This is a genomic window from Corallococcus sp. AB038B (genome assembly GCF_003668955.1).
Taxonomy (GTDB): Bacteria; Myxococcota; Myxococcia; order Myxococcales; family Myxococcaceae; genus Corallococcus; species Corallococcus exiguus.
This window is the reverse complement of the sequence record NZ_RAWO01000015.1, coordinates 24,543-39,486: the sequence shown is the minus strand read 5'-3', so window position 1 is coordinate 39,486 and position 14,944 is coordinate 24,543. Positions and strand designations below refer to the sequence as shown.

General features: G+C 66.7%; 7 protein-coding genes. All 7 read left to right on the top strand.

Annotated features, from left to right (window positions below; translation table 11 throughout):
• Positions 1-214: 214 nt before the first annotated feature.
• The 7 genes from D7Y04_RS36730 (at position 215) to drmC (ending at position 14,920) form a co-directional block, all read left to right on the top strand.
• Positions 215-925: a hypothetical protein gene (locus D7Y04_RS36730; protein ID WP_121762350.1), complete on the top strand. Its 711-nt coding sequence runs from the start codon at positions 215-217 to the stop codon at positions 923-925.
• Positions 922-1,857 (top strand): type VI immunity family protein, encoded by a 936-nt coding sequence (locus D7Y04_RS36725; protein WP_121762349.1) that lies wholly within the window; start codon positions 922-924, stop codon positions 1,855-1,857. Before D7Y04_RS36730 ends, D7Y04_RS36725 begins: the two co-directional genes overlap by 4 nt.
• 96 nt (positions 1,858-1,953) lie before the next feature.
• Entirely contained in the window at positions 1,954-5,133 is a 3,180-nt protein-coding gene (gene drmD, locus D7Y04_RS36720) for a DISARM system SNF2-like helicase DrmD (RefSeq protein ID WP_233601757.1), read from the top strand.
• Positions 5,133-9,062, top strand: a complete 3,930-nt coding sequence (locus tag D7Y04_RS36715) for a DNA methyltransferase (protein WP_233601746.1) — start codon at positions 5,133-5,135, stop codon at positions 9,060-9,062. The genes drmD and D7Y04_RS36715 overlap by 1 nt, the downstream gene beginning before the upstream one ends.
• Positions 9,063-9,070: 8 nt before the next feature.
• Positions 9,071-12,409, top strand: a complete 3,339-nt coding sequence (gene drmA, locus D7Y04_RS36710) for a DISARM system helicase DrmA (RefSeq protein ID WP_121762348.1) — start codon at positions 9,071-9,073, stop codon at positions 12,407-12,409.
• A complete protein-coding gene (drmB, locus tag D7Y04_RS36705) occupies positions 12,396-14,243 on the top strand; it encodes a DUF1998 domain-containing protein (RefSeq protein ID WP_121762347.1) in 1,848 nt (615 codons plus the stop codon). Before drmA ends, drmB begins: the two co-directional genes overlap by 14 nt.
• Positions 14,234-14,920, top strand: a complete 687-nt coding sequence (gene drmC / locus D7Y04_RS36700) for a DISARM system phospholipase D-like protein DrmC (RefSeq protein ID WP_158627652.1) — start codon at positions 14,234-14,236, stop codon at positions 14,918-14,920. The genes drmB and drmC overlap by 10 nt, the downstream gene beginning before the upstream one ends.
• The last annotated feature ends 24 nt before the right edge of the window (positions 14,921-14,944 follow it).

Genomic DNA, 14,944 nt, shown 5'->3' with positions numbered 1-14,944 from the left:
AAGGGTCCATTACACCAGGGCCTCCCAGCTCACGCGAGCCGGTGAAGACAGGCCGCGCATCCTCCTGGGTCCTTGAAGTCCAGGTGACGCCATCGAGCACGAAGGCAATAGAGTCCGGCCCATGCGTTCCGCGACGAAACTCTGGGGGGTCTGCACCCTACTGACAGCGTGTGCTGGCGGTGCACGGCATTCCCGGCATGGGGACCTGGGGTTCGTGGATTCGGAGACCGCTGGGAAGGCACGGCACGCGGCGTACGTGGCGGAGCAGGCTTCCGCGCGGGCGGCGACCCAGGCCATGGCGTCTCCGTTGGTCCGGGCCATCCCTCCGGCCGTGCTCGCGCTGATGCAACAGGGCCATGACGCGGATGAACTGGAGAAACAGCTCGCCGAATGTGCGGTCCAGGCGGAGCAGTTGGGTAACGCGCGCTACTTCCTGGGGCGGCCTCCGACACACCAGGAGTGCGCCGAGGTGGTGGCACAGGACCGCTGCGGCAAGCCCGTCACACGGGCCATGCAACTCGGCAAGCAGAAGCACGTGATTGCCCTTCAGTGCGCGGAGGCGGTGCTGAAGGAGCTGTGGCCCGCCCCCTTCAGCATCGAGCAGCGCTACCGCTACTACCCGAACGCTCGCTTCCTGGAGACCATCAGCCCGGAGAAGGAAGCACGGCTCATCGCCGAAGGATGCACCGAGGAACTCCGAGGCACCATCAAGCCAGACCTCGTCCTGCACGGCGACCGCAACCTGCTGCTGGCCGTGCTCATCCTGGACTTCAAGTTCCCTTGCCCTGGCACCAATCGGCCACAATGGACTCGCTACGGAAGCAGCAGCCCATATGCGGATGATCTCCAGGGGAGCGTCTACGAAATAGCATTGGGTGGAAAAGCCCTGCTCATCTCACCAGCCAAAGGAATCACGCCGCAATGAAAGAAAATTATCCAGTCATCAGACTTCGGGGCAGGAATGACTGGCTCGCGGCGCGAGATGGCATTGTTTTCTCCTTCTTCATCCATCGCGACTACTCGGAGATCGGCCCCGCGATCTGGCGCTCAATCGAGGCATACGTTCGTGTCATTCCGCCTGGCTCACTCAATTGGTACACGTCAGCGGATGGTGACATGGTCCCGCTCGACGACGAAGGGTGGCAACACAACCGCGAGGAAGTAACTGGACGCAGCGGCGGTGGTGGCAGAACCGCTGAGTTGCTGCAGAGCCCCAGCGAAACCGGTGATTATCAGGTCGAATACTACGGGCGCCGGCTCGACAGTCCCTTCCATGATGCACCAGTCAGCACGTTGGCGTTCACGTTCCCCACGGAATACCTCGTGGAGCACGGTATGACGCGCCTTCGCTCGCTGGCACTTGAACTGGCTCGTGAGCTGCCCTTCAACTTCGGTTACGCCAGCTTCGCCCTTGTCTCGACACAGGGCTCCTGGGCCGCGGGGGATTGGGACATCACCGAAGCACTCCTCGCTCGCTACCCCGGCCTGGATGCGCCCAGTGCCAGGAGTTTCAGTTCCCGCCTTGGAACCCGAACCCTGGGTCCCTACTGGCTCACGTTGCTCGGCCAGCCCCTGCTGGGACAACTGGGCGGCATCGACGCGCTTCGGAACGTGCTCCCCTTCCCAGAGGTCTCACTGCTCCCCATGGACGGTGACCGCGTGCTCGTCACGCTGGACGATTGGCCAGATCCCATCGACACGCAGACGAAACCTGTTCCCCCCCAGTACCGCGCGTTGGCCCGCCTGATGGAGCCCTTCCTCTTCCAGTACGAAGGAGAAGGGCTTCCTCTCTATAAACAAGACACGAATCAGTGGGTCCGGCGGCACCTCTCCTCACCAAGCAAACAGGGGGATTGAGGGGGCGTTGAATCACTGAAACTCCGTTCCTTACTCTCCCGAGTTATTCCAAAATATTTGAAGCACGGCACTGTGTTTGGCGTGCCCACCGCTCCCATGCCGTGCGCGGGTGATATCGCGCAGGTCCGACACCGCCAATATCTGGTCAACGAGGTCGTGGCTCCTTCGGATGTCCGGGAGCAACACACCCTTGTCCGTCTCACCTGTCTGGATGATGACGCACAAGGCCGTCCCCTGTCTGTCCTATGGGAGCGCGAGCTCGCCGCTCGAGTCATCCGGCCTGAACAGGGTGGATTGGGAACACCTGAGCGCTTTGACGAGCCCCGTCACTTCGCGGCGTACCTGCACGCTCTCAAGTGGAGCTCCGTCACCGCCACTGACGCCCGGCTCTTCCAGGCGCCGTTCCGCGCGGGCATCCACCTTATGAATCACCAGCTCACGCCTCTCAAGAAGGCGCTCGAGCTGCCTCGGGTGAACCTCTTCATCGCCGATGACGTAGGTCTCGGAAAGACCATCGAAGCCGGGCTGGTGTTGCAGGAGCTCATCCTCCGCCAGCGCGTGGACCGCGTCCTCATCGTCTGCCCGGCGTCCGTGACGCTCCAGTGGCGCGATGAGATGGAGAAGCGCTTCGGCCTGCGCTTCGAGATCTTCAATAGCGAGTTCGTGTCCCGTCGCCGTCAGGAGCGCGGCTTCCAGGTCCCTGTCTGGGCGACACACTCGCGCTTCATCGTGTCGTATCAGACGCTGCGGCGCAGCGAGTACTTCGAGCCGCTCAAGACCCTGCTGGAGGAGAAGGGCCACCACAAGTCCCTGCTGGTGCTCGACGAGGCGCACGTCGTCGCTCCCGCGTCGGCAAGCCGGTACGCCATCGACACGGAGACGACCCGCAGCATCCGGTCCCTCGCGGAGCGCTTCGAGCACCGGCTGTTCCTCTCCGCCACGCCCCACAACGGCCACTCCAACAGCTTCTCCGCGCTGCTGGAGATGCTGGACCCTCAGCGATTCACCCGCGGCACCCGCGTCCGCGAGTCCCAACTGGCACCCGTCATGGTGCGCCGGCTCAAGGGCGACCTGCGCGCCCTGGGCAGCGCGCAACGCTACCCCGAGCGGTACGTCGTCGGCGTGCGCCTGACGCATGAGGCAGGGCGCTGGCACGCCGAATGGCTCGCACCGGACGGGAAGACCGTCGAGCAGCGCGTCGACCTTGGCGAAGGGTCAGCCGCTGAGCTGGAGCTGTCCCAGAAGCTCGCGCGCTACACGGAGCTGATGGCGCCTGCGACGAAGCAGGGGCGCCTGGTCTTCATCAACCTCCAGAAGCGCCTCCTCTCCAGCATCGAGGCCTTCCACCGCACCCTCTCCGTCCATGCGGCGGCCTTCGGAGCGGGGAGCCTGGCGCCTGACGGCGGAGCACTCACCGGCGACCTCGCCCCTGAGTCCGAGGAGCACGGCGAGACGGACGAATCCCTCGAGCTGGCGTTCGCGGAGAGCATCCGCGAGCAGAGTCAGGAGTTGTCCGCCAGCATCCAGGCGCGTCAGCTCCTGGATGACATGCTCAAGGTGAGCGCCCGGCACCGCACCTCCCGGGACGCGAAGCTGCGGGCCCTGCTCCACTGGATTCGCGAGCATCAATGTCCGCTCACCCGGGGCGCCGCATGGAAGCCCCGCCGGGTCATCGTCTTCACGGAGTACGGCGACACGCTCCGCTTCCTCAAGGAGCAGCTCACCGCCGCATTCGAGGGAACCCACCGGGGCGATGAGCGAATCCTCACGCTGACGGGCGGCATTGATGACGTGAAGCGCGCACAGGTCCAGGCCGCCTTCAACGGCCCGATGGATGAGTACCCCGTGCGGGTCCTCCTCGCGACCGACGCGGCACGCGAGGGAATGAATCTACAAGGCCACTGCGCGGACCTCTTCCACTACGACGTCCCGTGGAATCCCTCGCGCATGGAGCAGCGCAACGGTCGCATCGACCGGGCCCTGCAACCCGCGCCCGCCGTGCGCTGCGGTTATTTCGTCTACAGCCAGCGCGCCGAGGACGCGGTGCTCGACACCCTGGCCCGCAAGGTGGAGACCATCACCCGCGAGCTGGGCAGCCTGGGTAGCGTGCTGATGGACCAGATGCACGATGCCCTCGCCGCGGGCATCACCCAGGGCACGCTGGAGAACCTCTCCCGCGCCGCGACCTCCTCTCGCACCGATGTCACGAAGCGGGAACTGGAGTCCCAACGCACGCTGCAATCCCTGCGCAAGGAGCTGGATGCGATTGGAGAACTCCGCGAGCGCAGCGGCAAGGTCATGGACTTCAATCCCGTCCTGCTGCGCGACGCACTGGACGTGGGATTCGAGCTGGCCGGCGCGGATCGCCTGGAGCGGGAGACCGTCACGGAGGAGGGCCGGACGCTGGAGGCCTGGAAGGTCCCTGCCCTTCCCGCTTCGTGGAACGCGACGCTGGATGCCATCCGCCCCAGGCGGGAGCAGGACGAGGCCCCTTGGGAGTGGCGCAAGCGCCCCCTGTCCCCTGTGGTCTTCGAGGCGCCTCCGGGAGTCGCCAGCAAGCTCGCCCACTTGCACCTGTCCCACCCGCTCGTCCAGCGGGTGCTCCAGCGGTTCCTGGCGCAGGGGTTCTCCGCGAACGACCTGAGCCGGGTCTCGGTGGTCCAGACGAAGCGCGACTCGGTGGCGCGCGTCATCGTCTTCGGTCGGCTGTCGCTCTTTGGCGAAGGCGCCGCGCGGCTCCATGACGAGGTGGTCTCCGTCTCAGCGAGGTGGCTGGACGGCGGCGGGCGCGGGCACCTGAAGCCCTTCGCGGACGAGGCGGACCGCAAGGCGATCGATCAACTGGAGACCACGCTGGCGGAAGCGCCTGCGCTCTCAGCGACACCCAAGGCCGTCCAGAAGCGTCTGCTGGCCAGCGCAGCGTCTGACTTCGCGAAGCTCTGGCCCGCCATCGAGGAGCAGTCTTCTCTCCGGGAGAAGGATGCTCGCAAGAAGCTGGCGGCGCGGGGAGCGTCCGAAGCCAAGGCGCTGACCCAGATTCTCCTGACGCAGCAGGAGGCCATCCAGGAGGCGCTGGGCGCGCAGCTCGAGTTCAAGCTCGACGCACGGGCGGAGCAGGACCAATGGAAGCGCGACAAGGCTCATCTTGAGCAACGTTTGACGGCGCTCGGAAAGGAACTCACAGAGCAACCCGAATCCTTGAAAGCCACCTACGCCGTGCGGGTCGCCCGTCTGGTGCCCGTGGGCATGGTCTACCTGTGGCCGGGGGCGCGCTGATGACCAGTCAGATCTTCAGCGGTGACGTCGAGCGTCGCTATCACCAGAACTGGATGGGGATGGCGCAGCCCATCGAAGGGCTGGTGGTCTCCATCCCGGTCCTCGAGGACGCGCAGTGCATGCAGCGCCTGCCGGTGTCCGCGCAGTCGCGGTTCATCCTGCTGACGGGCCGAGAGTCACCTCGTGTGACGGATGTCCCGCGCTTCCTCCGGGAGGTGCTGGGCTTCTCTGACGATGACTTCGCGACGGAGTTCCCGGAGGACCTCCGGCTCGACATCGCGGAGGGCCAACAGACGATCCAGCCCACGTGGGGCCTGCGGCGGCGCGGCCCTCCACCCGCGAAGCCGGAAGGGTTGCCGGACGACTCCACGCCCATCAGCCGGGCCGCGGAAGGCTTCGCGCTCCTGACCTGGGAACTGCCGCCCGGGTTGGACCTGGACAAGAAGGAGGACACCACGGGCGCGTGGTTCTACGAACCCACCGCCAAGTTCGACCGCTTGCTGCGCGCAGCCCGCGTCCCGATTGGCCTGCTGTTCAACGGGGACTCCGTGCGCCTGGTCTACGCACCGCATGGAGAGACGACGGGCCATCTCACCTTCCGGTTCAAGGACCTCGTCACCTCCAGTGGCCGGCCCCTGTTCGACGCGATGGTGATGCTCCTGCACGCGCGCCGCTTCTTCGGCGTGCTACCCGAGCACCAGCTCCCCGCACTGCTGGAGCAGTCCCGCCGCCGTCAGGCCGATGTCACCGAGGAGTTGGCGGACCAGGTGCTGGAAGCGCTCGGCATCCTCCTCACGGGTTTCGAGACGGCCGCCGAGCGGGATGGTTCCCGTACCCTGGATGAGGCGTTCTCACGCGGTGAGGACCATGTCTACGGCGGGCTCCTCTCCACGCTCTTGCGGCTCGTCTTCATCCTCTACGCGGAGGACCAGGGCCTGCTTCCCGTGGACCAGGAGCCCTACCGCGATGACCTGTCGGTGAAGGCGCTTCACGAGCAACTGGTCGAGGATGCCAGCCTGTACCCCGACGCGATGAACCGGCGATTCGGTGCATGGCCACGGCTGCTGGCGCTCTTCCGGTGCATCTACCTGGGCGCCTCACACGACAAGCTGCGCATGCCGGCGCGCCGAGGGCAGCTCTTCGACCCTGACAGGTTTCCCTTCCTGGGTGGCGGAACCTCCGACGATGCGGGCACGAATGCGCCGACGCCATCCATCGACGATGAGACCATCCATCAGGTCCTGCAGCGGCTCATCTTCCTCAAGGGACAGCGACTGAGCTTCAAGTCGCTCGACGTGGAGCAGATCGGCTCCGTGTACGAGGGACTGATGGGCTTCCACGTGAAGCGCCTGACGGGTGCTGGGCTCTGCCTCAAACCCTCGAAGGTATGGGTCGCAGCGAATGAGGTACTGGCACAGCCAGCGAAACGACGCGCCGCATGGCTGGAGGAAGAAGCAGGTCTTGATACGAAGGCGGTGAAAGCCCTGTCGAAGACGCTGGAGCAGGCCGTCACGCAGCAGATGGTCCTGGCCGCGCTTGAGCCCTACCGTGTGAAGGGGACTGAGACACGACTGGCATCCCAGTTGGTGCTCCAGCCCGGCAACGAGCGGCGACGGACCAGCACTCACTACACGCCCCGAAGTCTCTCCTCACGCATCGTCCGGCGTGCCCTGGAGCCACTGCTCAAGACGATGGGGCCCCAGCCTTCATCGGAGCGACTCCTCAACCTGAAGATCTGCGATCCGGCCATGGGGTCGGGCGCGTTCCTGGTGGAGTCCTGCCGCTTCCTCGCGGACCAGGTCATCGCCGCCTGGACGCGTGAGGGCGTGCTGAAGCGCGACAAGCACGAGGATGAGGTGATGCGGGCACGCCGGTTGGTGGCGCAGCGGTGCCTGTACGGCGTGGACAAGAACCCCTGGGCGGTGAGCCTCGCGAAGCTGTCACTGTGGCTCGTGACGCTGGCGAAGACAGAGCCGTTCACCTTCCTGGACCATGCACTCAAGTGCGGCGACTCGCTGGTCGGGCTCGACCTGGATCAGCTTCAAGCGTTCCATTGGGACCCAGCCAGCAAGAAGCAGTCAGAACTGCCCTGGGCACTCATCAAGAAGCAGCTGACGCGTTCTCTTGAGAAGCGTGAGGAGATCCTCCAGCTCGCGCTCGACCTGGAAGGGCCGGAGCGCAAACCCTTGCAGCTGGACCTGGACCCCGGCCGGGTGAAGGAAGGGCTGCTTCGTGATGCGGATGCCGCGCTGGCGGACGTCAAACGGATCGCCAACGCGTGCGTCGGTGCGTTCTTCGCCCACGGCTCGGACAAGGAGCGGGAGAAGGAGCGCATCCGTCGGCTCGACCTGATTGGAGCGTGGCTCTCCCAGGAGAAGAAGGGCGTTCTGCCGCCCATGCCGACGGACATCGCCGCGTTCTCCGCGCCGCCATGGACGTTCCACTGGCCGCTGGAGTTCCCGGAGGTGTTTCATGGGAGCCGGCCCGACCCGCTCGACAATGAGCAGCCCAACAAGGCGGCATGGATCGATGGGTTCGTGGGCAACCCGCCCTTCGCGGGGAAGAACGCCATCATCGATACAGGGGGAGATAACTACCTGCCCTGGCTCCAGGCGGTCCACGAGGGCGCGCATGGCAATGCGGATCTCTCCGCGCATTTCTTCCGTCGTGCGTTCCATCTATTGGGTGAGCACGGCAGCTTCGGTTTCATCGCCACCAACACCATCGCGCAGGGGGACACCAGAACCACGGGACTGAAGCACCTGGTGGACCACGGCGGCCACCTGTACGACGCCGTGCGCTCCATGAAGTGGCCCGTGGCCGGTGCCAACGTCTCTGTGTCCGTGGTGCATCTGGCGAAGGGCCACGTCTCTGACTTGAAGCTGGAGCCTCGACTGGATCGTCAGCCCGTGAAACATCTCAACTCCCGGCTGAGGGGGAAACCAGAACGAGCGGATCCCGTGGCACTCGCCACCAACGCAGGCAAAAGCTTCCAGGGAAGCATCGTACTTGGCCTGGGGTTCGTGCTCAGTCCTGAGCAGCGCTCGACGCTTGTCGCGAAATCACCCAAGAACGCGGAGCGCATCTTTCGCTACGTGGGCGGCGAGGAGATCAATTCCGACCCCAGTCCCGAACTCGAAAGGTACGTTATCAACTTCGAGCAAATGGAACTGAAGGAGGCAGAACGGTGGCCTGACCTTCTTCATATCGTAAAGGACTTGGTAAAGCCGGAGCGCATCAAGCTCAAGGACAACGCCGACGGCAAACGACGGAAAGCATATTGGTGGCAGTATGGAAGGTATACCCCCGCCCTCTACGAGGTCCTTCGCCCAAGCTCGCGTTGCCTCGCGCTCTCACGTGTCTCGAAGCACTTGATGTTCTCGTGGCAGCCATCGTCCGTGGTCTTCAGTGAGGCAGCCATCGTCGTTCCGGTGGAGCAGGACCATTGGTTGACGGTGCTGCAATCGCGGGTGCATGAAGTTTGGGCGCGCTTGCTGTCCTCCTCAATGCGTAACGATCTTCGTTACGCGCCCAGCGACTGCTTCGAAACCTTTCCTTTCCCTGACGAGTCGCACGGAGCGGCACTCGACGTCGTTGGCAGGCGCCTCGACTTCGAGCGCAGCCAGTACATGCAGGCCAACAACATCGGCCTGACGACGACGTACAACCGGCTCAAGGACAAGTCCGTCACGGACGCCGCGACGCAGCGCCTGCGTGACCTGCATGTCGCCGTGGACCAGGCCGTCCTGGATGCCTACGGCTGGAATGACATCCATGCCCCTCCGTACTGCGGCGCCACTCCAAAACAGCTCGAAGCCTTCGAGGACGAGGTCCTCGACCGCCTCTTCGACCTGAACGAGCAGCGCGCCCACGAGGAAGCCCATCCCACGTCCCGCCGTCCTGCGAAGTCCCGTACCCAGACCGCCTGAGGCCTCCCATGAATGCCCATGACGCTGGAGCGGTCCGCTCCCACCTCATCGATGCGCTCGAAGCGGACCTCGTCGGTCCGTTCCACAAGCTCCCGGGCGCTCCCGTGTCGGACGCCCCGGAGGTGCTCCGCAATCCGCCGTCCCGTTGGTACCTGACGGGCTTCCTCGTCCCGCTCGACCAGGGCGTCATCGAGGACGACCCTGACGACGAAGAAGACGACCTCGCCGCCGGCAACGACGAGGACGCCGAGGAGACCTCCCGTCCCGACCCGACCGCCAAGAAGGTGCGCCGCCTTCCCGCGTCCATGGGACTGTCCGTCTTCGTCCCCTCGGGCACGTCCCAGCTCACCGCGCATGTCTGCTGGGCGGACTACCAGCGCACCGAGGCAGACGGACGCAGGCCGTGGACCCGCACCTTCCACCAACGCACCGTCACCCTGTCCCTGAACGACTCGGTGCTGCGCGAAGGTGTGAACCTCCAGGACAGCCGGGGCCTGCGCCTGGAAGGCCATGTGGAGAAGACTCGAGAAGGGGAGCTCGCCGTCGCCATCTTCCTTGTCAACGCACGTCCCCCCACCAGCACCGCAGCGGACCGTGACGAGGCCTATGCCTTCCAGACGCACCTCGCCCTGGAGTGCGCGCAGGGCTTCGTCAGCCGGCAGGACTCCAGCGACGCCCGGAGCGAGGACGACGACGACCGCGTCAACGACCTCCAGTTCCGCCACCGTCAGCAGTGGGCCGTGGGCCACGGCATCTCAGTGCGCGTCCCGTCCACTTCCCTGCCCGTCACCCGCGTGGAGACGGACTGGCTGCCTCGCGTCGAGGTGCTCCCCGTCGAGGCTCGCCAGATTCGCGAGGTCACGGTGGGGATGGAACAGCTCGCCGCGTTCACGACGCCTTCGGAAGCCGTTGCGGCCCTGAGCCCCTTGGTGCGCGCCTACCGCGACTGGGTGACCGACCAGGCCGCTCTCGACGTGGGCAGCGAGCGCCGCGAGGAGACTCGGGATGAGCTGGTCCGCCGCGCCCACCGCGCGGCCGCTCGCATCGAGGAGGGCATCCAGCTCCTGGAACAGGAGCCCCTCGCCTTCGACGCCTTCCGCTGGATGAACAGCGTCATGGCCCAGGCCGAGCGCAAGGCCCGCCCCGACCGTGCTCCCGAATGGCGCCTCTTCCAGCTCGCCTTCATCCTGCTCAACCTCCCCTCCGTCGAGGACGAAGGCCACGCGGACCGCGAACTCGTGGAGCTCATCTTCTTCCCCACCGGCGGCGGCAAGACGCAGGCCTACCTGGGCCTCATCGCCTTCACGCTGCTCCTGCGCCGACTCCGCGGCCAAGCGCATGTCCATGGAGGCCTGGGGGTGGCCGTGCTGCTGCGATACACGCTGCGGCTGCTCACGCTCGACCAGCTCGGCCGCGCGGCGACGCTCATCTGCGCGCTCGATGTGCTCCGCCAGCAGGAGCCCAAACGCCTGGGCGCGGTGCGCTTCTCCATCGGCCTGTGGGTCGGCCGCTCCGCCACCGCCAACACGCTGGAGCAGGTGTCCACGCAGATCACCGAGTACAAGAACGACAACAGCGCCCGCGCCCAGTCGCCCTTCCCGCTCGCCACCTGCCCCTGGTGCGCCACGCCCTTCGAGCGCGAGTGCTTCATCCTCCGGCCCTCCAAGTCCAGGCCGGAGGAGGTGCTCGTCGGCTGCGCGAACATCGCGTGTGCCTTCAACCTGGGCCGCAACCCGGAAGGGCTCCCCGTCCTCTTCGTCGACGAGCAGATCTACCGCGAGCTGCCGTGCTTCCTCGTCGCCACCGTGGACAAGTTCGCCATGCTGCCCTGGCGCGGGGAGACCGGGCTGCTCTTCGGCCGGGCCCTGGGCCGCACCGGAAAGCGCTTCGTCGGCCCGTGCGATGACGCCGCGGCCATGAAGGCGGCGCTCGTGATGCTCCCGCAGGGCCTACGTCCCCCGGAGCTCATCGTGCAGGACGAACTGCACCTCATCTCCGGCCCCCTGGGCTCCATGGTGGGCCTCTATGAAGGGGCCGTCCTGACGCTCGCGCCCCGGGCGAAGCTGGTGGCCTCCACGGCCACGGTCCGCCGTTCGCGGCAGCAGGTGAGCCGCCTCTACGGACGGGACGTGGCGCTCTTCCCGCCACCCGGCGTGGATGCCTCCGAGACGTTCTTCGCTTCCGTGGGAAAGAAGGGCGCGCGCCAGTACGTGGGCGTGGCGGCACCCGGACGGCCCATGAAGGCCATCCTGCTGCGCGTCTATGTCAGCGTGCTCGCCGCCGCCTCGCGCGGTGAACAACTCCACGGTGCGTCCAGCGCGGACCCGTACCTGACCCTCGTCGGCTACTTCAACAGCCTGCGCGAACTGGGCGGCATGCGCCGGCTCGTCGAGGACGAGGTGCGCCGGCTCGCGATGGACCGCGCCCGCCGCCGGCCGGAGGACTTCGACAAGGAGGCCGAGCACCCCTGGTACCGCAGCAGGACCATCCGCGGAGAGCCCATCGAGCTGACCAGCCGCGAGAAGACCGCCGACATCAAGGCCTCGAAGAACCGCCTGGAGCTCACGCACGGTCAGCCCCAGAGCATCGACGTCGTGCTCGCCAGCAACATGATCTCCGTGGGCGTGGACATCGACCGGCTGGGCCTCATGGTCGTGGCGGGTCAACCCAAGACCACCAGTGAGTACATCCAGGCTTCCAGCCGCGTGGGCCGCAACACGAACAAGCCGGGCCTCGTGGTGACGTGCCTCAACGCCGCCAAGCCTCGCGACCGCAGCCACTACGAACGCTTCGGGCCGTACCACGAGTCGTTCTACCGCTTCGTCGAAGCCACCTCCGTGACGCCCTTCTCCGCTCCGGCGCTCGACCGGGGCCTCGCGGGCGTGGTGGTGGCGCTGGGCCGGCTGATGGACACCGCCATGACCGCGCCCCTGGAGTGGAAGTCCTTGCAAGCGCACCGGGACGCGCTGGAGCAGACGCTCGAAACGCTGGCGAAGCGCGCCGGTCGTGGCCTGCCCAAGGAGGAGTCGGAGCGCGCCAGCGGCATCGTGATGCAGCGTGCGCGGAGCCTGCTCGACTCGTGGCGCAACATCATCGAGCAGGCGAAGAAGGACGCCGCCCAGCGCGCGTACTCGCCCTACGACCCGGAGGGAAAGGGTCTCAAGCCCCTGCTGCGTGGCTTCCTGGACACCACCGAAAACCTCACCCAGGACGAGCTCAAGTTCGAAGCGCCCACGTCCATGCGCGACGTGGAGTCCTCGGTGCACCTGTGGATTTCACGTCAACCGCTGGGTGGCTACCGCGCCCCGAAGGCCGCGACGGAGGAGGTGGCACATGACGAACCGTAGGAAGTGGAACAAGGCCCGTTCGACTCGGCCGCCGGATGGGCGCGTGCGCCAGAGCCAGGTGGTCTCCACCTTCGGCCCGGGCAGCATGCTGGACCTGCTCAACGATGCCGTCCTCGTGGGAGGCCTGGACTTCTGGCGCCTCAAGGGCCAGGGCGAGGTGGTCAACGAGCCCCGGCTCCTGGAGATCGTCGAACCGCTCTACCACCGCAACAAGTGGCCCCTCAGCAAGGAGGCTCCGTTCCGCAAGCCACCCGCCGGGGATGAACGCGAGCCGACGGAGTCCTGCGGCATCCAGGTGTATGAGTTTCCGCGCTGGTTCGTCTGCCAGAATCCCCGCTGCCGCGCGCTGGTGCGGGCCAACAGCCTGGAGCGGGTGAATCAGGAGTACCGCCACCGCTGCTCGGGCGTGGACGCGAAGCCGGAGCGCTGCGTGCCGGTGCGCTTCGTCGCGGCCTGTCCGCGCGGCCACCTGTCGGACATTGACTGGGCCTGGTGGATGCACGAACGCAAGCCCTGCGACGCTCCACAGCTCAAGCTGGAGGAGGGCGTGAGCGGTGACTTCAGCGACATCGAGGTCGCATGCTCGACGTGCGGCAAGCGCAGGCGCCTCATCGACATGACGCACAAGGAGCAGCAGGACCGCTGCGACGGAGAGCGACCCTGGCTGGGATTGGAGGCACGGGAGCGCTGCGACGAAAGGCAGCGTCTGCTCGTCCGTACCGCCAGCAACGGCTACTTCGCGCAGACCACCAGCGCCATCACCATTCCTGAACCCGAGTCGCTCCGGCGCAAGGTGCAGTCCGCGTGGAACATCCTCCAGGCGGCCACCGCGGAGAGCCTGCCCGCCTTCCGGACCATTCCCCAGGTCCAGGCGGCACTGGGCGCTGTCTCCAACACGGAGGTGCTGGCGGCCATCCAAGCGGAGCGCGAGCACACGCCCGAAGCCGTCCCAGAGATCCGCACCGCGGAGTGGCTCCAGTTCCTCGCGCAGCCACAGGAGAAGCCGGGCGAGATGCCCCGGGACCGCACCGAGGTCTTCTGGGCCCGGCGCATCGCGCGACCGCAAGGGCTGCCCTCGTGGGTGGAGCGCGTGGTGCTGGCGCGGCGGCTGCGGGAGGTCCAGGCACAGGTCGGCTTCACCCGGCTGGAGCCTCTGACGAAGGACCTCCAAGGCCGCTACGACCTGGACGTAGCGCTCGCGCCGATGTCGCTGCACAGGGATTGGGTGCCCGTCACGGAGATGCAGGGTGAGGGCATGCTGTTGGTGCTCGATGAGCAGCAGGTGCACGCGTGGGAGACCTCCGCGCCGGTGCGACGGCGCGAGGAGGTGCTCAAGGCCGGATGGGAGCGCTGGAAGGAGGGCTCCGGTTCGAAGCTCACCTTCCCGGGCGTACGGCTCTACCTGCTGCACTCGCTGGCGCACCTGCTGATGACGGAGGTGGCGCTGGAATGCGGCTATCCCGCGAGCTCCATCCGCGAGCGGCTGTACTGCGCGCCGCACAGCGATGCCGTCCCCATGGCGGGCATCCTGCTGATGACAGGCACCACGGGCGCCGAGGGAACGCTGGGCGGATTGGTGGAGGAGGGACGGCGGCTGGGACAACACCTGTCCCGGGCGCTGGAGGACGCGCGCCTCTGCTCCAACGACCCTGTGTGCGCGCACCACGAGCCGACCGGCCGTGACGACCGCGACCTGGAAGGCGCCGCGTGCCACGGCTGCCTCTTCCTCCCTGAGTGCTCCTGCGAGCGCTTCAACCAATACCTCGACCGCGCGCTCGTCGTGCCCACGCTGGGCCACGAGGACGTCGCCTTCCTGAAGACGCCGTGGACCTGAGCGGCGTGGCGACGCCAGACCTGGAGCGGCTGAGGGCCGTGGTGGCCTCGCGGAGGCTCGGGTTTCCGCTGTCGCGGCTGGCGCTCCAGGGCGAGGGGCTGGAGCCGCTGGCGGGCGAGGCCGCGGCATTGAATGCGCTGGGGCGGGAGGGGACGCTCGTGCTGTTGGACACGCTGCTCGTGGAGCGGCGCGGGAGAGCTCGGCGTCCGGAGCTGGTGTGGACGGGACCGGAGACCCGCTGGAGCGGAGCCCGCGACACGGCGGTGGTGCTGGCGGACCTGTTCCACAAGGCCACGAGCACGGTGCTGGTGGCAGGGTTCGCGTTCGACCATGCGGCGGAGGTCCTGAGGCCGCTGCATGAAGCGCTCAAGCGGGGCGTGGGTGGCCGGCTCTATGCCAGTGCATCGGTGGCCTCCGCGTTCCTGCGGGAGCACTGGCCCTTCGGTCCACCGTTTCCGGAGTGCCACGGCTTCTCGCCGGAGAAGGGAGTCTTCGCCAGCCTGCATGCGAAGTGCGTCGTGGTGGACGCGCGGTGGGTCTTCGTGACGTCCGCGAACTTCACCGACCGGGGACAGACACGGAACATCGAGGTGGGCGTACTGATGGAGGACACGCACCTGGCGGCGGTGCTGGAGTCCCAGTTCTCCACGGGGGAGTGGTTCTCAAGGGTCGCCTGACACGCGGTCGCGCCGGATAGAGTC

Bases quoted from the DNA above. Each gene is read 5' to 3' on its own strand.
- D7Y04_RS36725 (WP_121762349.1), top strand. From the start codon at position 922: ATGAAAGAAAATTATCCAGTCATCAGACTTCGGGGCAGGAATGACTGG.
- drmB (WP_121762347.1), top strand. From the start codon at position 12,396: ATGACGAACCGTAGGAAGTGGAACAAGGCCCGTTCGACTCGGCCGCCG.
- drmD (WP_233601757.1), top strand. From the start codon at position 1,954: ATGCCGTGCGCGGGTGATATCGCGCAGGTCCGACACCGCCAATATCTG.
- drmA (WP_121762348.1), top strand. From the start codon at position 9,071: ATGAATGCCCATGACGCTGGAGCGGTCCGCTCCCACCTCATCGATGCG.
- D7Y04_RS36715 (WP_233601746.1), top strand. From the start codon at position 5,133: ATGACCAGTCAGATCTTCAGCGGTGACGTCGAGCGTCGCTATCACCAG.